This window comes from Agromyces archimandritae (assembly GCF_018024495.1).
Classification (GTDB): domain Bacteria; phylum Actinomycetota; class Actinomycetes; order Actinomycetales; family Microbacteriaceae; genus Agromyces; species Agromyces archimandritae.
Genome location: NZ_CP071696.1, coordinates 105,706 through 127,599 on the forward strand (window position 1 = coordinate 105,706; position 21,894 = coordinate 127,599).

At 70.8% G+C, this 21,894-nt stretch carries 17 protein-coding genes; 8 read left to right on the forward strand and 9 right to left on the reverse strand.

Annotation, left to right across the window (positions count from 1 at the left end; translation table 11 throughout):
- Nucleotides 1-60 precede the first annotated feature (60 nt).
- Nucleotides 61-1,470: a dipeptidase gene (locus tag G127AT_RS00555; protein ID WP_210898784.1), complete on the reverse strand. Its 1,410-nt coding sequence runs from the start codon at nucleotides 1,468-1,470 to the stop codon at nucleotides 61-63.
- Between the two features lie 39 nt (nucleotides 1,471-1,509).
- On the opposite strand from G127AT_RS00555, the gene G127AT_RS00560 reads away from it, so the two are divergent.
- Nucleotides 1,510-2,094, forward strand: coding sequence for a DUF3043 domain-containing protein (locus tag G127AT_RS00560; RefSeq protein WP_210898786.1), 585 nt, complete (start codon nucleotides 1,510-1,512; stop codon nucleotides 2,092-2,094).
- Between the two features lie 27 nt (nucleotides 2,095-2,121).
- Here the strand turns inward: G127AT_RS00560 and G127AT_RS00565 are convergent, their stop codons facing one another.
- Nucleotides 2,122-3,270, reverse strand: coding sequence for an alkaline phosphatase family protein (locus G127AT_RS00565; RefSeq protein WP_244857646.1), 1,149 nt, complete (start codon nucleotides 3,268-3,270; stop codon nucleotides 2,122-2,124).
- An 84-nt stretch (nucleotides 3,271-3,354) separates the two neighbouring features.
- Between G127AT_RS00565 and G127AT_RS00570 the strand changes: the two genes are divergently transcribed.
- Entirely contained in the window at nucleotides 3,355-5,826 is a 2,472-nt protein-coding gene (locus G127AT_RS00570; protein ID WP_210898789.1) for a DNA gyrase/topoisomerase IV subunit A, read from the forward strand.
- A gap of 36 nt (nucleotides 5,827-5,862) precedes the next feature.
- Here G127AT_RS00570 and G127AT_RS00575 read toward each other — a convergent pair whose 3' ends face one another.
- Nucleotides 5,863-7,941, reverse strand: coding sequence for a DNA gyrase/topoisomerase IV subunit B (locus G127AT_RS00575; protein ID WP_210898790.1), 2,079 nt, complete (start codon nucleotides 7,939-7,941; stop codon nucleotides 5,863-5,865).
- Between the two features lie 138 nt (nucleotides 7,942-8,079).
- On the opposite strand from G127AT_RS00575, the gene G127AT_RS00580 reads away from it, so the two are divergent.
- Nucleotides 8,080-8,316: a DUF7455 domain-containing protein gene (locus G127AT_RS00580; protein WP_210898792.1), complete on the forward strand. Its 237-nt coding sequence runs from the start codon at nucleotides 8,080-8,082 to the stop codon at nucleotides 8,314-8,316.
- Between the two features lie 52 nt (nucleotides 8,317-8,368).
- On the opposite strand, the gene G127AT_RS00585 is transcribed toward G127AT_RS00580, so the two are convergent.
- From G127AT_RS00585 to G127AT_RS00600, 4 genes are all read right to left on the reverse strand, one after another.
- Nucleotides 8,369-9,097 carry a type 1 glutamine amidotransferase gene (locus tag G127AT_RS00585; protein WP_210898794.1) on the reverse strand — a complete coding sequence of 243 codons (729 nt, stop codon included), beginning with the start codon at nucleotides 9,095-9,097 and terminating at the stop codon, nucleotides 8,369-8,371.
- Entirely contained in the window at nucleotides 9,094-10,350 is a 1,257-nt protein-coding gene (locus G127AT_RS00590) for a Mur ligase family protein (RefSeq protein WP_210898796.1), read from the reverse strand. Before G127AT_RS00590 ends, G127AT_RS00585 begins: the two co-directional genes overlap by 4 nt.
- A gap of 7 nt (nucleotides 10,351-10,357) precedes the next feature.
- A complete protein-coding gene (locus G127AT_RS00595; RefSeq protein ID WP_210898798.1) occupies nucleotides 10,358-11,671 on the reverse strand; it encodes an RNA polymerase sigma factor in 1,314 nt (437 codons plus the stop codon).
- Between the two features lie 249 nt (nucleotides 11,672-11,920).
- Nucleotides 11,921-12,844 (reverse strand): proteasome assembly chaperone family protein, encoded by a 924-nt coding sequence (locus tag G127AT_RS00600; protein ID WP_210898800.1) that lies wholly within the window; start codon nucleotides 12,842-12,844, stop codon nucleotides 11,921-11,923.
- Nucleotides 12,845-12,942: 98 nt separating this feature from the next.
- Here G127AT_RS00600 and G127AT_RS00605 point away from each other — a divergent pair, with 98 nt between their 5' ends.
- The 3 genes from G127AT_RS00605 (at nucleotide 12,943) to G127AT_RS00615 (ending at nucleotide 17,368) form a co-directional block, all read left to right on the forward strand.
- The gene (locus G127AT_RS00605; protein WP_210898802.1) at nucleotides 12,943-14,415 is read left to right on the forward strand and encodes a leucyl aminopeptidase; all 1,473 of its coding nucleotides are present in this window, start codon (nucleotides 12,943-12,945) and stop codon (nucleotides 14,413-14,415) included.
- 96 nt (nucleotides 14,416-14,511) lie between these two features.
- The gene (gene lpdA / locus G127AT_RS00610) at nucleotides 14,512-15,885 is read left to right on the forward strand and encodes a dihydrolipoyl dehydrogenase (RefSeq protein ID WP_210898804.1); all 1,374 of its coding nucleotides are present in this window, start codon (nucleotides 14,512-14,514) and stop codon (nucleotides 15,883-15,885) included.
- 55 nt (nucleotides 15,886-15,940) lie between these two features.
- Nucleotides 15,941-17,368 (forward strand): 2-oxo acid dehydrogenase subunit E2, encoded by a 1,428-nt coding sequence (locus tag G127AT_RS00615; protein ID WP_210898806.1) that lies wholly within the window; start codon nucleotides 15,941-15,943, stop codon nucleotides 17,366-17,368.
- A 72-nt stretch (nucleotides 17,369-17,440) separates the two neighbouring features.
- Here G127AT_RS00615 and G127AT_RS00620 read toward each other — a convergent pair whose 3' ends face one another.
- Complete coding sequence (locus tag G127AT_RS00620) at nucleotides 17,441-18,955, reverse strand: hypothetical protein (RefSeq protein ID WP_210898808.1); 1,515 nt, start codon at nucleotides 18,953-18,955, stop codon at nucleotides 17,441-17,443.
- Nucleotides 18,956-19,093: 138 nt separating this feature from the next.
- On the opposite strand from G127AT_RS00620, the gene G127AT_RS00625 reads away from it, so the two are divergent.
- Complete coding sequence (locus tag G127AT_RS00625; protein WP_210898810.1) at nucleotides 19,094-19,804, forward strand: DUF4191 domain-containing protein; 711 nt, start codon at nucleotides 19,094-19,096, stop codon at nucleotides 19,802-19,804.
- A 55-nt stretch (nucleotides 19,805-19,859) separates the two neighbouring features.
- Here the strand turns inward: G127AT_RS00625 and G127AT_RS00630 are convergent, their stop codons facing one another.
- Nucleotides 19,860-20,294: an RDD family protein gene (locus G127AT_RS00630; RefSeq protein WP_210898812.1), complete on the reverse strand. Its 435-nt coding sequence runs from the start codon at nucleotides 20,292-20,294 to the stop codon at nucleotides 19,860-19,862.
- 137 nt (nucleotides 20,295-20,431) lie between these two features.
- Here G127AT_RS00630 and glnA point away from each other — a divergent pair, with 137 nt between their 5' ends.
- Complete coding sequence (glnA, locus tag G127AT_RS00635; RefSeq protein ID WP_210898814.1) at nucleotides 20,432-21,856, forward strand: type I glutamate--ammonia ligase; 1,425 nt, start codon at nucleotides 20,432-20,434, stop codon at nucleotides 21,854-21,856.
- Nucleotides 21,857-21,894: the final 38 nt, after the last annotated feature.

The window sequence follows — 21,894 nt, forward strand, 5'->3', positions numbered from 1 at the left end:
CTTGGCCGAGTCTAACCCCGTTCCCCGGGCGGTTGCTCGGAGAACGGCGGGCGGGGCGGATCAGGCCCCGCGGGCCTCGAGGCGCGCGAAGAGCAGTGCCTCGGCCAGCAGTGCCTTCTTGAAGACGCCGAGGTGCAGCGACTCGTTCGGGCTGTGCGCCCGCGTGTCGGGGTCCTCGACGCCGGTCACAAGGATCTGGGCGCCGGGGAACTCCTCGACGAGCTCGGCGATGAACGGGATCGACCCGCCCACCCCGGTGTCGACGGGATCCACACCCCAGGCCTCGGCCATGGCCGCACGCGTCTCGGCGACCGCCCAGCCGCTCGTGTCCACGAGGAACGGCTGGCCGAGATCCACTCCTTCGAAGCCCAGGTGCGCCCCGAACGGGGCATTCGCCTCGAGATGCGCGCGCAGTGCCTCGAACGCCTCGCCGGCGTCCTGGCCGGGCGCGATGCGCGCGCTGATGCGCACGCGGACGCTCGGCAGCAGGGTGTTGGAGGCGTTGGCGACGTCGGGGGCGTCGATGCCGGTCACGGTGATCGACGGCTGCGCCCACACGCGGGAGAGCAGGCTGCCCCGCCCGATGAGGCCGACGCCGTCGAGCACGCCGGCTTCCTCGCGCATACGGGCCGTGTCGTAGTCGGGGGTGTCGAGGGCGGCCGTCTCGAGACCGGCGACGGCCACGGTGCCCGCCTCGTCCCACATCGTGCCGAGCAGACGCACGGCCGCGAGCATCGCGTCGGGCACGACACCGCCGTATGCGCCCGAATGCGAGGCGTGGTCGAGGGTGTCGATGCGGAGGTTGAAGGCGACCGCGCCGCGCAGGGCGACGGTGATCGCCGGGGTCTCCACATCCCAGTTGTGGGAATCGGCGACGATGATGGCGTCGGCCTCCAGCACGTCGCGGTTCTCGCGGAGGAAGTTGCCGAACGAGCGCGACGCCCACTCCTCCTCCCCCTCGATGAAGACGGCGAGCCCCAGATCGAAGTCGCCGGCCGCCTCGGCGAACGCGCGGATCGCCCCGACGTGGGCCATGACGCCGGCCTTGTCGTCTGCGGCGCCGCGGCCGAAGAGCCGATCGCCGCGCTGCGTCGGCTCGAACGGGTTCGTCTCCCAGTCCTCGTCCTTGCCGGGGGGCTGCACGTCGTGGTGCGCATACAGCAGCACGGTCGGCCGCCCGTTGCGCGCGGCGCGTTTGGCGACGACCGCCGGCTGACCGAGCTCGGAGCCGTCCTCGACGGCCGCCCGGCGCACGTCGACGAGTTCGAACACGCCCGTCTCGCGGAGCAGGGCCGCCACGGCCTCGGCGCTCTCGGAGACATGCGCCGGGTCGAAGGCCGGCCACGAGACGGACGGGATCCGCACGAGCCGGGAGAGCTCGGCCACGGCGGCCGGGAACCCTTCGTCGACGGCGGAGCGGACGCTGGTGGCGAGGGATGCGCTCCCCGGGGCGGGTGTCGGGTCGGTCATGCGGGTAATCTTAAGGGGATCCCGACTGCAAGGAACCCCGTGGCCAAGAACGCGAACAACACCGAACCGAGCGGCGAATCCCTCGAGGAGACCCAGGCTCGACTGAAGGAGTCCGGCAAAGGCGCCCCGACCCCGAGCCGGGCCGCCCAGGAGGCCGCCCGCAAGCGGCCGCTCGTGCCGAACGACCGCAAGGAAGCGGCCAAGCAGGCCAGGGCGCAGGCGCAGACCGCGCGGGAGCGCGCCCGGGTCGGCATGGCCAACGGCGAGGAGAAGTACCTGCCGGTGCGCGACCGCGGCCCGCAGAAGAAGTACGTGCGCGATTACGTCGACGCGCGCTTCGGCATCGGCGAGTTCCTCGTTCCGGTCATGTTCCTCGTCATCATCCTGACGCTCGTGCCGAGCTACGAGGTGCAGTCGCTGGCGATCCTCGTGCTCTGGGCCTTCTTCCTCATCGCCGTCGTGGACGTCATCGTCCTCGGCTTCAGCGTCCGCCGCCGCCTGGCGGCGAAGTACGGCGCCGACAAGGTCGAGCGCGTGCGCTGGTACGCGGCCATGCGCGCCCTGCAGATGCGCTTCCTCCGCCTGCCGAAGCCGCAGGTCAAGCGCGGCCAATACCCGCAGTAAGGCAGTACCCGCAGGAGCCGGCGCCGCTCAGCCGCGTGCGAACGCGCCGAGCCGGATGAGGGGCACGCGTCGCTCCTCATCGGAGAGCGATCCGTGCTGGCCGATCATGGCCTGCGCCTTCGGATCGACCGCCGGGCTCTCGTAGTACGCGACGCCCGAGCGCACGGCGATCAGGATGTCGCCGATCCGCTCCTCGGCCGCAGGCGTCACGACGGGGCCGTACAGTCCGGCGTCGATCGCCTCGGCGCGCGAGAGCACCCAGGCCCGGGACCCCTCCGCCTCCCGCCAGCCGTCGAGCAGGCGCTCGCGCTCGGCCGGGCCGAGGCCGGGTTCGAGATAGAGGGCGATGCAGCGCGGCTCGCCGCCGACGTGGCGCACGCCGGAACGCAGCTCCGGGCGGCCGGAGAGGAACACATGCCGGTGCTCCGGCACGTCGACGACGCCGTGGTCGGCCGTGACGACGAGGCCGGTGGATCGCGGCATCCGCCGCCGCAGCTCGCCGATCGCCCGGTCGGCCTCCTCGAGGCGGGCGAGCCACCGATCCGACTCCCAGCCGTCCTTGTGGGCGGCCTGATCGAGCTCCGGGATGTACAGGTAGCAGAGCGACGGGCTCGCCGAGACCCGCTCGAGCGCGGCGTCGACGCGCGCCTCCATCGCATCGGCGGCCACGTACTCCGCACCGCGCAGCACCGCGCGGGTGAAGCCGCTCGTCGCGTACTTGCCCTGCCCGATCGCGTATACGGGCACGCCGGCCGCCCGTGCCTCCTCGAACACCGTCGGCACGGGCTGCCAGCTCTCCGGCCGCATCCCGGCATCCCATCCCGAGAGCTGGTTGACCATGCGATCGTGGGCCGCGTCGAGGACGCGGTAGCCCACGAGGCCGTGCTCTCCGGGCATCCGCCCCGTCGTGAACGAGGCGAGGGCCGCGGCCGTCGTCGACGGGAACGTCGTCAGCGCGACGTCGCGCCGACCGTGGGCTGCCGAAAGCGTGCGGGCGTGGCCGGCCCGCGCGCGGAGGTTCGCGGATCCGAGGCCGTCGACGAGGACGACGACGACGGATGCCGCGGCCGGGAACCCGAGCGGATTCGCCGCCCCGGAGAGGGCCGCGAGGGCCGACGGCATCACCTCGGTGAGCCGCGCCGCGCCGTCGGGGGCGACGGGTAGCATGGCAGACATCGCGCCAAGTCTCGCACAGGCCGGGCGCACTCGACTCCCGGCGGCACGCGCCGCACGACCCGATCCCTTCGACAGAGACGACGGATGACCCGAGCACGCACCCAGCCCGACGACGATTTCGCAGAGCGCATCGAAGACGTCGATGTCTCGACCGAGATGCAGGGGTCATACCTCGAATACGCGTACTCGGTGATCTACTCGCGCGCGATCCCCGACGCCCGCGACGGGCTGAAGCCCGTGCAGCGCCGCATCCTCTTCGGCATGTCGGAGATGGGGCTTCGGCCCGACCGCGGCCATGTGAAGTCCTCGCGCGTCGTCGGCGAGGTCATGGGCAAGTTCCACCCGCACGGCGACAGCGCCATCTACGACGCGCTCGTGCGCATGGCGCAGGCCTTCACGCTGCGCGTGCCCCTCGTCGACGGGCACGGCAACTTCGGCTCCCTCGACGACGGCCCGGCCGCATCCCGGTACACCGAGGCGCGCCTCGCCCCGCCGGCCCTGGCGATGACCGAGAGCCTGGACGAGGACGTCGTCGACTTCGTCCCGAACTACGACAACTCCTTCCAGCAGCCCGAGGTGCTGCCCTCCGCGTTCCCGAACCTGCTCGTCAACGGCGCGAGCGGCATCGCCGTCGGCATGGCCACGAACATGGCCCCGCACAACCTGATCGAGGTCGTGCAGGCGGCGCGCCACCTGATCCACCACCCCGACGCATCCCTCGACGAGCTCATGGAGTTCGTGCCCGGCCCCGACTTCCCCTCCGGCGGCACCATCGTCGGCCTGGCCGGCGTGCGCGACGCCTACGCGACCGGCCGCGGATCCTTCAAGACCCGCGCCAAGGTCTCCGTCGAGCAGATCACCGCCCGCAAGGCCGGCCTCGTCGTCACCGAACTGCCCTACCTCGTCGGCCCCGAGAAGATCATCGAGAAGATCAAGGACGGTGTCCAGGCCAAGCGCATCACGGGCATCTCCGACGTCACCGACCTCACCGACCGCAAGCACGGCCTCCGCCTCGTCATCGGCATCAAGACCGGCTTCAACCCGCAGGCCGTGCTCGAGCAGCTCTACAAGCTCACCCCGCTCGAGGACTCCTTCAACATCAACAATGTCACCCTCGTCGACGGCCAGCCGCAGACCCTCGGGCTGCGCGAACTGCTCTCGGTCTACATCGGCCACCGGGTGCGCGTCGTCACCCGTCGCAGCACCTACCGCCTGCAGCGCAAGCGCGAACGCCTCCACCTCGTCGAGGGGCTCCTCATCGCCATCCTCGACATCGACGAGGTCATCCAGGTGATCCGCTCGAGCGACGACGCCGAGACCGCGCGCACGCGCCTGCAGGACGTCTTCGATCTCAGCACCGTGCAGGCCGAGTACATCCTCGAACTGCGCCTGCGCCGTCTCACGAGGTTCTCGCGCATCGAGCTCGAGACCGAGCGCGACGAGCTCCTCGCCGACATCGCAGCCCTCGAGACCCTCCTCGCCAGCGACGAGCGGATCCGCGAACTCGTCTCCGACGAACTCGGCTCGGTCGCCGAACGCCACGGCACCCCGCGCCGCACCCTGCTCACCGAGGCCAAGGCGCTGCCGGCCGGCTCCAAGAAGCGGACCATCGCGACCATCTCCCTCGAGCACGCCGACACCCCCTGCCGGGTGTTCCTCAGCACGAGCGGCCGCATCGCCCGCGTCGACCGCCCCGCGGATGCGGAGGCGCTGCAGATCGCCGTGCCGTCGCGGCGCAGCACACACGACGCCGTGGCCTCCTCGCTCGACACCACGAGCCGCAGCGAGATCGGCGCCGTCACGAGCCGGGGCCGGCTGATCCGCTTCTCCCCCGTCGATCTGCCCGTGCTTCCGCCGAACTCGGTGCAGCTCGGCGCAGGCGTGCGGATCCACGACTATCTGGCGCTCGGCGACCGCGGAGAGGCGATCCTCGCCCTCGTCTCGCTGACCGCCGATGCCCCGATCGTGCTCGGCACCGCCCAGGGCGTGGTCAAGCGCGTCGCGCCCGGCGGCTACCCGAACCGCCCCGACTTCGAGGTCATCTCCCTGAAACCCGGGGACGAGGTCGTCGGCGCCGCCCAGGGCGGGGACGATGACGAACTCGTCTTCATCGCCGGCGACGCGCAGCTGCTCCACTTCTCCGCCTCGCAGGTGCGGCCGCAGGGCTGCTCGGCCGGCGGCATGGCCGGGATCAAGCTCGGCGCAGGGGTGCGCGTCGTCTCGTTCACGGCGATCCCGGCGTCCGCGGTCGACGGCGCGGTCGTGGTGACCATCGCATCCGGCGGGGCGACGCTCGCCGGAACCGACCCGGGCACCGGCAAGGTCTCCGCCTTCGCCGAGTTCCCGGCCAAGGGCCGCGCGACGGGCGGTGTCCGCGCGCAGCGCTTCCTGAAGGGCGAGGACGCCCTGGCCGTCGCCTGGGCCGGCCCGGCCCCCGCGCTCGCCCTCGGAGCCGACGGCACGCCCCGGGCGCTGCCGGACTCGGATGCGAAACGCGACGCCTCGGGTCAGCCGCTCGACGCCGTGGTCGCGACGATCGGCCGACGCGTCGCCTGAGCCCGGCGGGCCGCCCGGGCCCGGCCGGAGATCCGGCTATGCGTCGATGCGGTCCCGTGAGAGCCCGGCGGCGCTCTCGACGATGAACTCCTTGCGCGGGGCGACCTCGTTGCCCATGAGGAGCTCGAAGACCCGTCCGGCCTGCTCCGCGTCCTCGACCCTGACGCGCCGCAGCGTCCGATGCCGTCGATCCATCGTCGTCACCGCGAGCTGTTCCGCATCCATCTCGCCGAGGCCCTTGTACCGCTGGATCGGATCCTGGTACTTGCGGCCGCGCTTCTTCAGATCGGCGAGCACGGCGTTCAGCTCCGCCTCCGAGTACGTGTAGATCGTCTCGTTCGGCTTCGAACCCGGGTGCTGGACGACGACCCGGTGCAGCGGGGGCACCGCGGCGAACACCCGCCCGTCCTCGATCATCGGACGCATGTAGCGGAAGAAGAGCGTCAGCAGCAACGTGCGGATGTGAGCGCCGTCGACATCGGCGTCGCTCATGATGATGACCTTGCCGTAGCGAGCCGTCGACAAGTCGAAGGTGCGACCGGAGCCGCCGCCGACGACCTGGATGATCGAGGCGCACTCGGCGTTGCCGAGCATGTCGGGCAGACTCGCCTTCTGCACGTTCAGGATCTTGCCGCGGATCGGCAGGAGCGCCTGGTGTTCGCTGTCGCGGGCGAGCTTGGCCGTGCCGAGCGCCGAGTCGCCCTCCACGATGAACAGCTCGGAGTCGGCGACGTCGTTCGACCGGCAGTCGACCAGCTTCGCGGGCAGGGTCGAGGACTCGAGGGCGTTCTTGCGCCGCTGCGTCTCCTTGTGCGTGCGTGCGGAGATGCGCGCCTTCATCTCGGCGACGATCTTCTCGAGGACGAGCGAAGTCTGGGCCTTGTCGTCGCGCTTCGTCGACGAGAAGCGCTCGCCGAGCGCCTTCGCGACGACCTTCGTCACGATCGCGCGCACCGCCGGGGTTCCGAGGACCTCCTTCGTCTGCCCTTCGAACTGCGGCTCCGGCAGGCGGACGGTGAGCACGGCGGTGAGACCGGCGAGCACATCGTCCTTGTCGATCTTGTCGGTGCCGGCCTTCAGGCGCCGGGCGTTCTGCTCGACTTGGGCGCGCATGAACTTCAGCAGGCCCTGCTCGAAGCCGGCGAGGTGCGTGCCGCCCTTCGGCGTCGCGATGATGTTCACGAAGCTCTTCACGATCGTGTCGTAGCCCGTGCCCCAGCGCAGGGCGATATCGACCTCGCATGTGCGCTCGACCTCGGTCGAGATCATCGCCCCGCCCTCGGTGAGCACGGGGACGTTCTCCGTGAAGGTGCCCGAGCCGGTGAGGCGCCAGACGTCGGTGACCGGGCTGTCCATCGAGAGATGCTCGACGAACTCGGAGATGCCGCCCTCGAAGTGGAAGCGGTGCTCCTCGGGTTCGTCGCCGCGCTCGTCCACGATCGTGATCGCGAGCCCCGGCACGAGGAAGGCCGTCTGCCGGGCGCGCCCGACGAGCTCCTCCAGTTGGAACTCGGCGCCCTTCGTGAAGATCTGCCGGTCGGCCCAGTAGCGCACGCGGGTGCCGGTGACGCCCTTGGCGACCTTGCCGGCGACGGCGAGCTCGCTCGAGCGTTCGAAGGGCGCGAACGGGGCATCCGGGCTCGGAGCCCCCTCGTCGGCGAAGCGGCCCGGCTCGCCCCGGTGGAACGACATCGCCCACGTCTTGCCGCCCCGGTCGACCTCGACGTCGAGGCGCTCCGAGAGGGCATTGACGACCGAGGCGCCGACGCCGTGCAGGCCGCCGGAGGCCGCGTAGGAGCCCGAGCCGAACTTGCCGCCGGCGTGCAGCTTCGTGAACACGACCTCCACGCCGCTGAGGCCCGTCTTCGGCTCGACGTCGACCGGGATCCCGCGGGCGTGGTCGCGGACCTCGACGCTGCCGTCGGCGTGCAGCACGACCTCGATCTCCGAGCCGTGGCCGGCGAGGGCCTCGTCGACGGAGTTGTCGATGATCTCCCACAGGCAGTGCATGAGCCCGCGCGAGTCGGTCGAGCCGATGTACATGCCGGGTCGTTTGCGGACGGCCTCGAGCCCCTCGAGGACGGAGAGATGCCGGGCGGAATAGTCACTGCTCACGTCGGTCAAGCCTACTGAGCACCGGCGACGTCCGCGGCCCGGCGCTACGCGCTGAGCGAAATGCTCCGCCGCACGGCATAGGACCGGCCCGCACCGTGTTTACATTGATGAACAGTCACACGCGACGGAGGAGGAGCAATGACCCAGTTCGCCGAGACCACCGGAACCGCAGTCGAGACCGAGACCGCCTACGAGTTGACCGCCCTCGACCGCTGCGATGCCTGCGGTGCGCAGGCGTACATCCGGGTGCAGGTCGCCAACGGCGAACTCCTGTTCTGCGCCCACCACGGCCGGAAGCACCAGGAGAAGCTCTCCCAGATCGCCCACAGCTGGCACGACGAGTCCGCCAGGCTGCTCGCCGATACCGCGCGCTGACCTCCGAACGCCCTGCCCCGCAAGGGACGGGGCGTTTCGCATGCGGCCCCGGCTATTCGCCGAGCGACTCGGCGGCCAGGATGGCGGCGCGAGCCTGCCGTGCATGGATATCCGCCCGAAGGGCCTCCTCGCCCGGCTCGTAGACGAGACCCGCCCGGGCCGCCATCGTGCCGAGCAGGGCGTCGGCGAACGCAGGGTTCTTGGCCAGCACCGGCCCGTGCAGATGCGTGCCGAACGTTTCGCCCATGACGACGCCCTCCTGCGCCGATCCACGGCCGTTGCCGACCCCGGCGAGCACCCGGCCGAGCGGCGAGCCCTCGGCCTGAACGTAGTCGCGGTGCCGGTTCTCGAAGCCGACGAGGGTGCCGAAGCGCGGGCTCTTCACGACGAGATCACCCGTCGTGCGGGCGCTGCGAGGCACCGCGCGCCCGGGAAGGATCCCCAGCCCCTCGACGACGGAGCCGTCGGCGAGCTCGATGCCCCACGACAGCAGTTCCCAGCCGGTGCCGATCGCGAGGATCGGCACGCCGACGGTCGACCACTCACGGAGTCGCTGCTGCATGCCGTGCAGCACTTCGGCGCACGCGGCGAGCGATGCATCGCTGCCCGATCCGATCACTACCGCGTCCGCATGCTCCGGCAGCGCGGTCGCATCCGACACCCGCACGACGGCCGCGTCGAGCCCGGCCCAGCGTGCACGTGCCGCGAGGACCTTCGCATTCTGCGCGTCGCCGTTCGCGTCGAGCAGCTCCGGCAGGATCGAGACGATCTCGAGGGTCATTCCGCTCCCGTCAATCCGAGGTGGGCGCGCGTGCGGCGCATGGAGTCGGCGGTGAAGACGATCGTCTTGACGCCGCGCGACGGCGCCGGCAGCGCGAGGAAGTCATCGATCGCGCGCCCGAGATCCGGCTCAACCCGGTCGATGCGCACGCCGTCGTAGGCGAGCATGAGGGCCGCCTCGGCCGACTTGGATCCGGTGACGATCGCGACTCGGCCGAGCGAGGAAGCATCCACCGGCCAGAAATAGCTCGGGTCGCGCACGTCGGAGCCGATCGCGAAGAGCACCTGCTCGGTTCCAGGCTCGAGGCCGTCGATGTTCAGCTGATAGCTCGCCGGGTTCTGCACGAGCACGAACTCGACCTCGTGGCCGCGCACGGTGCGCCGCTCGCCGCGGCCGAACACGGCCGGAATGGCGCTCAGGGCGTCGGCGGCCCGCGGCCGGTCGAAGCGGTCGCCGAGCACGGCCCGGGCCGTCGCATAGGCGGCCGCGGCATCGACCGCGTAGTGGATGCCGCGCGCCGGCAGACCGACCTCGACGAGCGTCCCGCGATCGTCGAGCACCGCATCGCGGCCGGCGGTGCGGACGACGCGGACCCCCTCGCGCTCGGGCAGACGCGTCGCGGCCGTCCTCGCGTAGCCGAGCCCTCGCGGCGCCGCGGCGAGCACCTGTTCGGAGACGCCGTAACGACCCGTCCTGACGCCCTCGGCCAGCCCGGCCGCGAGCTCCTCGAGATACGCGTCGTCGGCGTTCACGATGACCTTCTCGGTGGCCCGGGCGGCGATCTTCGCCAGCATCCCGGCTACCATCTCGGAATCGTGGAAGCGGTCGATCTGATCGACCATGACGTTGGTCAGACAGACGATGCGCGCATCCACACCCTGCATCACGAGCGCGCCGTGACCCTCGTCCATCTCGAGCACGGCGACGTCGCCCGGCACCCGGCCGCGCCAATCGGCCTGCTCGAGCAGCGCGGAGGTGAGCCCCTGGCTGATGTTCGCCGTCGACGGGTTCGTGAAGACGTCGACGCCGTGCGCGCGCAGGATCGCGACGAGCATCTTCGTCGTCGTCGACTTGCCGCTCGAGCCCGACACCACGACCAGGCCCTGCGGGAAGCCGGAGAGGGTCTTCCGCAGGTATCCGGGCGCGATCTTGTTCACGACGAGGCCCGGAACGGCCGAACCGCCGCCGGGCTTCCGGAGCCGGGCGAGGAACCTGACGAATCTGCCGACGGCGATCGCCGGCGCGTAGCGCACCGGCGGCCTACTCGAGGTAGTCGCGCAGCGACTGCGAACGGGACGGGTGGCGGAGCTTGGCCATCGTCTTCGACTCGATCTGGCGGATCCGCTCGCGCGTCACCCCGAAGGTGTCGCCGATCTGGTCGAGGGTCTTCGGCATCCCGTCGCCGAGGCCGAAGCGCATGCGGATCACGCCCGCCTCGCGCTCGGAGAGCGAGTCGAGCAGGCTCTCGAGTTGCTTCTGCAGCATCGTGAACCCGACCGCGTCGGCCGGCACGACCGCCTCGGTGTCCTCGATGAGATCGCCGAACTCGCTGTCGCCGTCCTCGCCGAGCGGGGTGTGCAGCGAGATCGGCTCGCGGCCGTACTTCTGCACTTCGACGACCTTCTCGGGCGTCATGTCGAGTTCCTTCGACAGCTCCTCGGGCGTGGGCTCGCGGCCCAGGTCCTGCAGCATCTGCCGCTGCACGCGGGCGAGCTTGTTGATGACCTCGACCATGTGCACGGGGATGCGGATCGTGCGCGCCTGGTCGGCCATCGCACGCGTGATCGCCTGGCGGATCCACCACGTCGCGTACGTGGAGAACTTGAAGCCCTTGGTGTAGTCGAACTTCTCGACCGCGCGGATGAGGCCGAGGTTGCCCTCCTGGATGAGATCGAGGAACTGCATGCCGCGACCCGTGTAGCGCTTGGCGAGGCTCACCACGAGGCGGAGGTTCGCACCGAGCAGGTGGCTCTTGGCGCGCTGGCCGTCGCGGGCCACCCACTGCAGCTCGCGACCGAGCTTCGTCCGCTTCTCGGAGTCGGCCATGTGCGAGAGCTTCTCTTCGGCGAAGAGACCCGCCTCGATACGCATCGCGAGCTCGACCTCTTCGGCCGCGTTCAGCAGCGCGACCTTGCCGATCTGCTTCAGGTAGTCCTTGACGGGGTCGGCCGTGGCGCCCGTGATCGTCGTCGAGTAGACGGGGACGTCGTCGTCCTCGTCGACCGCGCGCAGCACGAGCGCACCGGTCGGATGCGGCTCGACGGCCGGCTTCGTCTTGTCGTCGTCGCCCGAGTCTGCCGCGTCGTCGGAGTCCGTGTCGATGTCGACCTCGACCTCTTCCTCCTCGGCAGCCTCGTCGGCCTGCTTGCCCTTGGCCTTCGTGGAGGTGCGCTTGGCGCCCTCCTTCGCCGTGCCGGCCGTCTTCTTCGCGGCGGGCTTGGCCGCAGGCTTGGCGGCGGCCTTCGCGGTCGACTTCGCGGGCGCCGCCTTCGCGGCAGCCGACTTCGCGGCCGCGGTGCCCTTCGCCGCCTCGGTCTTGGTCTCTTCGGCCTTCGTACTCGTCCGACTCGCCATCGCTGCACCCTCTCATCGCCGCCGTCGGGCGGCTGTCGCGACCGCGCCGCGGCCGTCGATCCGATCGTTTTCGGACATTGCAAGGACCCATGTCAAGTCGGAAGCGCCGGTCGATGCGATCGACCTGGCCGACGAGAACGGGTCCGGTCCCCCAATTATACCGCGACACGCCGCACCGGCGTGCGCGGAACAGGGCGATCCGTCGTCTTCACGAATGTGAAACGCCGGGTCGGCCGCGAGAATTCCCGCTCAACCCGTGGGCGGCTGCTCGCCCTGGCCCCGCCGGTACGCGAGGAACTTCTCGAGTTCGGCCGCGATGTCGTCGGCGCTCGGCAGTTCCCCGTCCTCGTCCGTCAGCGGCGAGCGGAGCGAGGTGCCGGCCATGTAGTCGTCGTGGCGGGCCTCGAGCGTGCCGACGAGCTTCTGCAACTCGGCGTTGCCGGCCACCTGCTCTTCGATCTTCGCCATGAACTCGCGCCCCTGCTCGCGCAGTTCGTCGGTCGGGAAGATGAGCCCCGTCGCCGCGCTCACGCACTCGAGAGCCGCGATCGCCGCCTGCGGATACTCGGTATCGGCCAGATAGTGCGGGATCAGGAGGACGAAGCCCGTGGAGGGATGCTCGCTCTCCTGCAGCCGGTACTCGACGAGATGCAGCGCATTGCCCGGCACCTGCGTCGTCGGCCGCCACACCGACATCGAATCGATGAGCTCCGAACGGTTGCCGCTGACGGTCACGCTGATCGGCCTGGTGTGCGGCACCGGCATCGGAATCGCGTGCAGCCAGGTCGTCGAGGCCACCTCGAAGCGCTCGATGAGGTCGAGCACCGCCCGCCCGAAGCGCTCCCACTGGAAGTCGGGCTCGAAGCCGGACAGCAGCAGGAACGGCCGGCCGAGCTCGTCGCGGGCCAGATCGATCGTCAGCTTCGCCGGCTTGTACTCGGCGAGGTGGTCGCCGTCGAAGAGCACGATCGGGCGTCTGGCCCGATAATCGAGCAGTTCGTCCGCATCGAACTCGACGACGGTGCGGGCATCCATCGTCGTGCGCAGATACTCGGTGAACTGTGCGACCGCCGATCCGGCGTCGGCGAAGCCGGTGATGCCGGCCACGAGAGGCAGCCCGGCGGGCACCTCGACCTGCTCGTCGACGGTGTACAGATCACGTGGATCGCGCATGCTTCCATGCTAATCAGCGGGCGCGGCGGCCCCGCCGGTGCGAGCATCCCGGCTCGACGCCCAGAGCGAACAGCGCCGGGCCACGTACGATCCTGTGCATGGCCATCGCAGATCTCTCCCTGTCGCACGCACCCGCCCACGAGGCGGAAGCCGACGTCCTCGTCCTCGCCGCAGTGAAGGCCCCCGACGGCCCCGCCGTCGAAGCCCCCGACGGCTACGAGTGGGTCGAGGACGACCTCATCGCCGTCGGCGCCAGCGGTGCGGCAGAAGAACTCACGCGCCTGCCCGCACGCAACGGCGGGCCGCGCATCGTCGCCGTCGTCGGCCTCGGATCCGGGATCGACGCCGCCTCCCTGCGCCGCGGCGCCGGGACCGCGGCCCGGCGGCTGGCCGGAACCGCCTCCGCGGCGTTCGCCCTGCCGCACGACAGCGCCGAGGAGGCTGCCGCGATCCTCGAAGGCGCCGCACTCGGCGCCTACGCCTTCTCGGAGTTCCGATCCGCACCCGGCAAGGTCCCGCTGGCCGGCATCACCCTCCTCACCGCGTTCGATGCCGAAGCCGTCGACGTCGACCGCGTACGCGCGGTCGCCGAGGCGGTCACGCTGGTCAAAGACCTCGTGAACACCCCGCCGGCCGAGCTCTCGCCGGCCGCGTTCGCCGAGCGCGCGCTCGCCGAGACCTCCGGACTCGGGATCGAGGCCACCGTGTGGGACGAGGCCGCCCTCGCCGAAGACGGCTTCGGCGGCATCCTCGGCGTCGGCAGCGGCTCCTCCCGGCCTCCGCGCCTCGTCAAGGTCGACTACGCGCCCGCCGACGGCGGATTCCACCTCGCGATCGTCGGCAAGGGCATCACCTTCGACTCCGGGGGGCTCTCGCTGAAGCCGATGATCTCGATGGCCGGCATGAAGAGCGACATGGCCGGCGCGGCCGCCGCCCTGGCCGCCGTCGTCGCCGTCGCGCGGCTCGGCCTGCCCATCCGCGTCACCGCCTGGCTCTGCATGGCCGAGAACCTGCCCTCCGGAACCGCCGTGCGGCCGAACGACGTGCTCCGCATCCACGGCGGCAAAACCGTCGAAGTGCTGAATACCGACGCCGAAGGGCGTCTCGTGCTCGCCGACGGGCTCGTCGCCGCGAGCGAGGAACGGCCCGATGCCATCGTCGACATCGCGACCCTCACCGGAGCGCAGATCGTCGCGCTCGGCAACCGGACGGGCGGCGTCATGGGCGACCCCGCCTTCGGGCGCGTCGTGCTCGACGCGGCGGATGCCGCCGGAGAACCGTTCTGGCCCATGCCGATGCCCGAGGAGATCCGCCCGCTGCTCGACTCGGACGTGGCCGATCTCGCCAACGCGAAGCTCGGCAACACGGCCGGCGGGATGCTCTTGGCCGCGATCTTCCTCCGCGAGTTCGTCGGCGACACCGCCCAGGGCGAGCCCATCCCGTGGGCCCACCTCGACATCGCCGGCCCCTCGTTCAACAGCGGGAGCGCCTGGGGGTTCACGGGTTCGGGCGGCACGGGCGCGGGCGTACGCACCCTCATCCGACTGAGTCAGCAGCTCTCCGGCAGGTAGTAAGGTCGTAGGGGCGAAGCGTTCGCCCCTACAGCCTGCCCCGAAGACCCTCGCGGGCGGCTCGGCCGCAGATCCAGCGCGCAAGGGAGATTCCGGTTGTCCGAGCAGAACTTCGACATTGTCATCCTCGGTGGCGGGAGCGGCGGGTACGCGGCGGCATTGCGTGCCGTCGAACTCGGCTTCACCGTCGGCCTCATCGAGAAGGACAAGCTCGGCGGCACGTGCCTGCACCGCGGCTGCATCCCCACGAAGGCGCTCCTGCACGCCGCCGAGGTCGCCGACACCGCCAAGGAGTCGGCGAAGTTCGGCGTCCAGGCCGCGTTCCAGGGCATCGACATCAACGCGGTCACCGCATACCGCGAAGAGGTCGTCACCAGCAAGTGGAAGGGCCTGCAGGGTCTCATCAAGGCCCGCGGCATCACCGTCATCCAGGGCGAGGGCCGCCTCGTCGCGCCGAACGCCGTGCAGGTCGGCGACGACCGCATCGTCGGCAAGAACGTCATCCTCGCGACGGGTTCCTACTCCCGCTCGCTGCCCGGCCTCGAGATCGGCGGCCGCGTCATCACGAGCGAGCAGGCCCTCCAGCTCGACTTCGTGCCGAAGAAGGTCGCCGTGCTCGGCGGCGGCGTCATCGGCGTCGAGTTCGCGAGCGTGTGGCGCTCCTTCGGCGCCGAGGTCACGATCATCGAGGCCCTGCCCCACCTCGTGCCCAACGAGGAGGAGTCCGTCTCCAAGCAGCTCGAGCGCGCGTTCCGCAAGCGCGGCATCGACTACAAGCTCGGCATCCGCTTCCAGAGCGTGACGCAGAACGACGAGGGCGTGACCGTCACCCTCGAGAACGGCGACACCGTCGAGGCGGAGCTGCTGCTCGTCGCCGTCGGTCGCGGCCCGGCCACCCAGGGCCTCGGCTACGAAGAAGTCGGCATCACGATGGATCGCGGATTCGTCATCACCGACGAGCGCCTCGCCACGAACGTCCCCGGCGTGTACGCCGTCGGCGACATCGTCCCCGGCCTGCAGCTTGCCCACCGCGGATTCCAGCAGGGCATCTTCGTCGCCGAGGAGATCGCAGGCCTCGAGCCGATCGTCGTCGAGGACGTCAACATCCCCAAGGTCACCTACTGCGAGCCCGAGGTCGCCTCGATCGGCTACACGCAGGCCAAGGCCGGCGAGAAGTACGGCGCCGACCGCGTCGAGAGCTACGAGTTCAACCTCGCCGGAAACGGCAAGAGCCACATCCTCGGCACCTCCGGCTCGATCAAGGTCGTCCGCGTGACCGACGGACCTGTCGTCGGCGTGCACATGATCGGCGGCCGTGTCGGAGAGCTCATCGGGGAGGCGCAGCTCGCCGTGAACTGGGAGGCGTACCCCGAGGACATCGCCCCCTTCATCCACGCCCACCCCACGCAGAACGAGGCGTTCGGCGAGGCGATGCTGAAGCTCGCCGGCAAGCCGCTGCACGCCATCTGACCGGGCCCACGAACGCACACAAGCTCAGATCACGTTCCACGAAGGAGACAAGCCCATGAGCGAATCCGTCAGCCTGCCGGCACTCGGCGAGAGTGTCACGGAGGGCACGGTCACCCGCTGGCTCAAGAACGTCGGCGACCGCGTCGAGGTCGACGAGCCCCTGCTCGAGGTCTCGACCGACAAGGTCGACACCGAGATCCCCTCCCCGGTCGCCGGGGTCATCGAGGCGATCCTCGTCCCCGAGGACGAGACCGTCGAGGTCGGCACCGCGCTCGTGACCATCGGCGACGGGTCGGGTGCCGCTGCCGCCGCGCCTGCAGCGCCGGCCCAGGAAGCCCCGGCCGCCCCGGCTCCCGAGGCACCTGCTGCTCCGGCTCCCGCACCTGCCGCCCCGGCGGCTCCGGCATCCGAGCCTGCGGTCCCGGCCGCGCCTGCTCCTGCACCCGCGGCTCCGGCTGCCCCCGCCCCTGCAGCCCCGGCCGCACCTGCGGCCCCGGCCGCCCCGACCGCACCCGCGGCCCCGGCCCCCGCTCCGGCGGCACCGGCGGCTCCCGCAGCTCCGGTCCAGCCCGCTGCGCCGAGCCGCGGCAGCCACGCCGGCTCCGGGTATGTCACGCCGATCGTCCGCAAGCTCGCCAACGAGCAGGGCGTCGACCTTTCGAAGGTGACCGGCTCCGGCGTCGGCGGCCGCATCCGCAAGCAGGACGTGCTCTCGGCCCAGGGCGGCACCGCGGCGGCGCCGGCGCGCGTCGCGCTCGAGGACTCGCCGCTGCGCGGGACCACGGCCCAGATGACGCGCCTGCGCAAGGTCGTCGCCGAGCGCGCCGTCGTCTCGCTGCAGTCGACCGCGCAGCTCACCACCGTCGTCGAGGTCGACGTCACGAAGGTCGCGCAGCTGCGCGACCGTGTGAAGGCCGACTTCCTCGCCAAGACCGGCACGAAGCTCTCCTTCCTGCCGTTCTTCACCCTCGCGGCCGCCGAGGCGCTCCGCGCCTTCCCGGTCATCAACGCGACCGTGGACGGCGACGCGATCGTCTACCCGCCGACCGAGAACGTCAGCATCGCCGTCGACACCGAGCGCGGACTGCTCACGCCGGTGATCCGGAACGCGAGCGAGCTCGACATCGCCGGCATCGCCCTGCAGACCGCCGATCTCGCCGAGCGCACGCGGAACAACCAGCTGAAGCCCGACGAGCTCTCCGGCGGCACCTTCACCGTCACGAACACCGGCTCGCGCGGCGCGCTCTTCGACACGCCGCTCGTGTTCCTGCCGCAGTCGGCGATCCTCGGAACCGGTATCGTCGCGAAGCGCCCCGTCGTCGTCGGCACCGACGGCAGCGACGCGATCGCGATCCGCTCCATGGTCTACCTCGCCCTCTCGTACGATCACCGCATCGTCGACGGCGCGGACGCGGCCCGCTTCCTCACTGCCGTCAAGGCCCGCCTCGAGGAGGGCGCGTTCGAGTCGGACCTCGGCATCTGAGCAGCTCACGCGAATGAGGAAGGCCCCGCCACCGGCGGGGCCTTCCTCATTCCCGGAAGCACTCGTCGCGGCTCACGCCGCTCCGAAGATCTCGCGGAGCCGCCACTGCCCGTCCGCTCCGCGGACGACGAGGGCATTGCCCTGCGCCTCCCCCTCCGCCGAAACGAGCCCGACGAGCACCGCGTCGCCCATCGATCCCGAAACCCGTCCGGCGACGGCATCGCGCCCGGCGACCGGGCGCTCCGCCCCCTGCTGCGCGGCCGCGATCGCGGCGATGTCGTCGGCCTCGAGTGCGGACCCCGGTTGATCGGTCTCGGCGAGGCACGACGCCTGCAGCGCTTCGAAGCACTCGGCGCGGCGCGCGAGGAGCACCGCGGTCGCGGCGGCCGGGTCCTCGACGGCGGCGGCCGCAAGGGTTCCGCCGGCGGCCGCGGCCGGTCGAACGGAGCCGTCACCGGCTGCGACGTCGCCGGGTGCGGTTCCGCCCGCCGCGGCCCCCTCGGCCGTCACGGCCTCCCGCACCTCTCCCGCGCGCTCGTCCGCGCGCGCCCCGCCCGCGTCCGTCGGCGGCGGGGCGAAGGCGAGCACGGCGGCGATCAGAGCGGCCAGGAGTCCGCCGCCGAAGAGCAGCGGTCGGCGCTTGGCGGCGATGAACCCGCGGAACCGAGCGGCGATGCCGCTCCGCCCGCCCTCCTCGACGGCACGGAGCACGCGGTCGGCGAGCCCGGCCGGCACGAAGTTCAGGGCGAGCAGCGGATGCGTCGGGCGCGGCTCCGGCTCGGCGATCGCATCGGACGGCTCGGCCGGCAGCACGGGCATCCGCCCCGGCAGCGCGGATGCGGTGCGTCGCGGCCGCCCGGGCGCCGAGGCGCCGGCGACGGGCAACGGGTCCGCCCAGTCGAAGAGCGCCCGTTCGAGTTCGGTGCCCGGCACCGTGAACGGGCGTGCCTCGAGCCGGGCCGCGAGGAAGCGCACCGGCTCGGGATCCTCGGCGCCGGGCACGGCGGCGAATACTGTGCGGAAGACGGCGAGCAGGCGTTCGTACCCGGTGCGGAGCAGCTCCGTCCTGCGCGGGTCCGCGTGCTCCGGCAGCCGGACGAGGGACCCGAGGCCGAGGATCCTCGGCATCCCGCGTTCGTCGAAGACGACGTCGGCGGCCTGGAGCCCGGGATGGGCGAAGCCGGCACGGGCGAGCCGAGCGATGCCGTCGATGAGCGGGGCGAGGATCGTGACGGCTTCGCCGGCATCCAGACGCCGCTCCCCGAGGATGCGTGCGAGGCCGACGGGTCCGAGGCGCTCGACGGCCAGGCACACCCGGCCGTCGGCCAGCGCGGCGACGTCGTACAGGCGGGGCAGGGTGGCCGCCCCTGCCTCGCTCATGGCCTCGATCTCCGCGCCGATCGAGGCAGGTGAGACGCCCGCCTCGTAGACGCGGACGACGACGAGGCCGGGTTCGCCCTCCGGTTCGCGCTCTCCGGCGGCGAGGTAGACGTCGGCGCGATCGCCGCTCGCGATCCGGCGCAGCAGTCGGTAGCCGGCCAGTCTGGTCTCGTGCAGCGGGGGTGATGGTTCGGTCGAGCGGTCCATGCCCGACAGGATGCCGCGCCCCCACGGCATCCACGGGGCGATGCCGCCGATCTGTGCAGAACGACCTCGCCGCCCGCCCCTGTGGAGGAGGAGTGCACCGCGTCGAATCGCACCCGCCGTCGCCGGTATCCTTGAGGCATGGCACGCAGCAAGGACGCCCCCGCTCAGAAGGAGCCGGGCCGGCTCAAGCAGATGTGGCAGGTCTTCCAGATGACCCGCCGCTACGACAAAGCGGCGCAGTGGCTCATGCTGGGCGGGTTCCTCGCCCCGATCGCCGTCGCGGTCGTGCTGGCGATCTTCGTCTCGGGCGGTCACTGGCTCTCGTTGATCCTGTGGGTGCTCGCCGGCGTCCTCTTCGGTGTGCTGCTCGCGATGATCATCCTCGGCCGCCGCGCCGAGCACGCCGCCTACAAGCAGATCGAGGGCCAGCCAGGAGCCGTCGGCGCGGTGCTCCGAAGCGGCCTGCGCCGCGGATGGGTCGGCAACGAGATGCCGGTGGCCGTGAACCCCAAGACCCAGGACGCCGTGTATCGCGCCGTCGGCCGCGGCGGGGTCGCCCTCGTCTCCGAAGGTCCCGCATCGCGCACCAAGCGGATGCTCGACGACGAGCGCCGCAAGGTCTCCCGCGTGCTGCCGAACGTCCCGATCACGATCCTCGCCGTCGGCCGCGATGAGGGCGAGGTGCCGCTCGACTCGCTCGCGAAGTCGCTCAAGCAGATCAAGCGCACGCTCACCAAGCCCGAGGTCGCCGCGGTCAACAATCGTCTGAACTCGCTGCAGACGCAGCTGCCGATCCCCAAGGGCGTCGACCCGATGAAGGTCCGCCCGCAGCGCGGCAAGATGCGCTGAGCCTCCGCCGGCTCGGGTCCGCAGGCTCGACCCGCCGGGCCCGAGCCGCCCGCGTTCAGCGGCGGATGAGGACGGTGCCGGCGACCTTGTCGTGGAAGCCGCGCTGGTCCGAATCCCAGACGAGCGCCGGCACGACGATCACGAGCAGTACCGTCCGCACGACCGGGCGCCAGAGACCCACCCATCCCCCGGCGATCGGCACCAGCTGCATCCCGAGCAGACGATGGCCGATGCTGCCGCCGATGGTGGGGATGAACACGATCTGCATGACCGCGAACACCGCGAGCGTCACGAGCGAATGCGTGGGCGAAGAGTAGGGCGCCCAGAGCAGCGCGATGAGCACGGCGAAGGCGTAGTCGACGAAGAGCGCGGCGATGCGCCGGCCCACCCGACCGACCGACGAGGGGCCGGAATCCGGCAGGCCGAGCCGCTCCCCCGGCCACTTGCTCGGTTCGAGTTCTCCGAAGGTCCGGGGGTTCGCATCAGGCACCCGCTGATTCTACCGGGCGTCGAAGCGCGTAACATGGGCGAAACATTCATGTCACGGCTGGGAAACCGCCTACGCGTACCGTCTTCAACGGCTGCGAACGTCCGTCCGGTCACCCCGCCCCCTTGGAGTCTCGTCACATGTTCAGTGATTCTTCCGAAGTCCTCACGTTCATCAAGGAGACGGATGTCAAGTTCCTCGACATCCGGTTCACCGACCTGCCGGGTGTGCAGCAGCACTTCAACATCCCGGCTTCGACCGTCGACGAGGAGTTCTTCACCGTCGGCCAGCTCTTCGACGGCTCCTCGATCCGCGGCTTCGCGTCGATCCACGAGTCCGACATGCAGCTGATCCCCGATGTGTCGACCGCGTACATCGACCCGTTCCGGGCCGAGCGCACGCTCATCATGGTCTTCGACATCTACAACCCGCGCAACGGCGAGATCTACGCGAAGGACCCGCGTCAGGTCGCCAAGAAGGCCGAGAAGTACCTCGCCTCCACGGGCATCGCCGACACCGCGTTCTTCGCCCCCGAGGCCGAGTTCTACATCTTCGACGACGTGCGCTACGACGTGAAGCAGAACGCGAGCTTCTACTCGGTCGACTCCGAGGAAGCCGCGTGGAACACGGGTCGCACCGAAGAGGGCGGCAACCTCGCCAACAAGACCCCGTACAAGGGCGGCTACTTCCCGGTCAGCCCCGTCGACAAGCAGGCCGACCTGCGCGACGACATCTCGCTGAAGCTCATCGACGCGGGCCTGGAGCTCGAGCGCGCCCACCACGAGGTCGGCACGGCGGGCCAGGCCGAGATCAACTACAAGTTCGACACGATGGTGCATGCCGCCGACGACATCCTGAAGTTCAAGTACATCGTCAAGAACACGGCCGAGGAGTGGGGCAAGACGGCGACCTTCATGCCGAAGCCCCTCTTCGGCGACAACGGTTCGGGCATGCACACCCACCAGTCGCTCTGGAGCGACGGCAAGCCGCTGTTCTACGACGAGGCCGGCTACGGCGGCCTCTCCGACGTCGCCCGGTGGTACATCGGGGGCCTCCTGAAGCACGCCCCCGCCGTCCTCGCGTTCACCAACCCGACGGTGAACTCCTACCACCGCCTCGTGCCGGGCTTCGAAGCCCCGGTGAACCTCGTCTACTCGGCGGGCAACCGTTCGGCCTCGATCCGCATCCCGATCACGGGCACGAATCCGAAGGCCAAGCGCATCGAGTTCCGTGCACCGGATGCCTCGGGCAACCCCTACCTCGCGTTCGCCGCGCAGCTGATGGCCGGCATCGACGGCATCCGCAACCGCATCGAGCCGCACGAGCCCGTCGACAAGGACCTCTACGAGCTGCCGCCCGAGGAGGCCAAGGGCATCCCGCAGGTGCCGGGCTCGCTCGGCGAGGCGCTTGCGGCGCTCGAGGCCGACCACGACTTCCTCCTCGAGGGCGGCGTGTTCAGCAAGGAGCTCATCGAGACCTGGATCGACTACAAACGCGAGAAGGAGCTGAAGCCGCTCGCTCAGCGACCGCACCCCTTCGAGTTCGAGCTGTACTACGGCGTCTGAGCCGACGGCCGATCGGAACCGCCCGGTTCCCGCGAACA

Coding starts and splice junctions, on each gene's coding strand:
- G127AT_RS00555 (WP_210898784.1), bottom strand. CDS start 1,470: ATGACCGACCCGACACCCGCCCCGGGGAGCGCATCCCTCGCCACCAGC.
- G127AT_RS00565 (WP_244857646.1), bottom strand. CDS start 3,270: ATGTCTGCCATGCTACCCGTCGCCCCCGACGGCGCGGCGCGGCTCACC.
- G127AT_RS00570 (WP_210898789.1), top strand. CDS start 3,355: ATGACCCGAGCACGCACCCAGCCCGACGACGATTTCGCAGAGCGCATC.
- G127AT_RS00580 (WP_210898792.1), top strand. CDS start 8,080: ATGACCCAGTTCGCCGAGACCACCGGAACCGCAGTCGAGACCGAGACC.
- G127AT_RS00585 (WP_210898794.1), bottom strand. CDS start 9,097: ATGACCCTCGAGATCGTCTCGATCCTGCCGGAGCTGCTCGACGCGAAC.
- G127AT_RS00595 (WP_210898798.1), bottom strand. CDS start 11,671: ATGGCGAGTCGGACGAGTACGAAGGCCGAAGAGACCAAGACCGAGGCG.
- G127AT_RS00600 (WP_210898800.1), bottom strand. CDS start 12,844: ATGCGCGATCCACGTGATCTGTACACCGTCGACGAGCAGGTCGAGGTG.
- G127AT_RS00605 (WP_210898802.1), top strand. CDS start 12,943: ATGGCCATCGCAGATCTCTCCCTGTCGCACGCACCCGCCCACGAGGCG.
- G127AT_RS00615 (WP_210898806.1), top strand. CDS start 15,941: ATGAGCGAATCCGTCAGCCTGCCGGCACTCGGCGAGAGTGTCACGGAG.
- G127AT_RS00620 (WP_210898808.1), bottom strand. CDS start 18,955: ATGGACCGCTCGACCGAACCATCACCCCCGCTGCACGAGACCAGACTG.
- G127AT_RS00625 (WP_210898810.1), top strand. CDS start 19,094: ATGGCACGCAGCAAGGACGCCCCCGCTCAGAAGGAGCCGGGCCGGCTC.
- glnA (WP_210898814.1), top strand. CDS start 20,432: ATGTTCAGTGATTCTTCCGAAGTCCTCACGTTCATCAAGGAGACGGAT.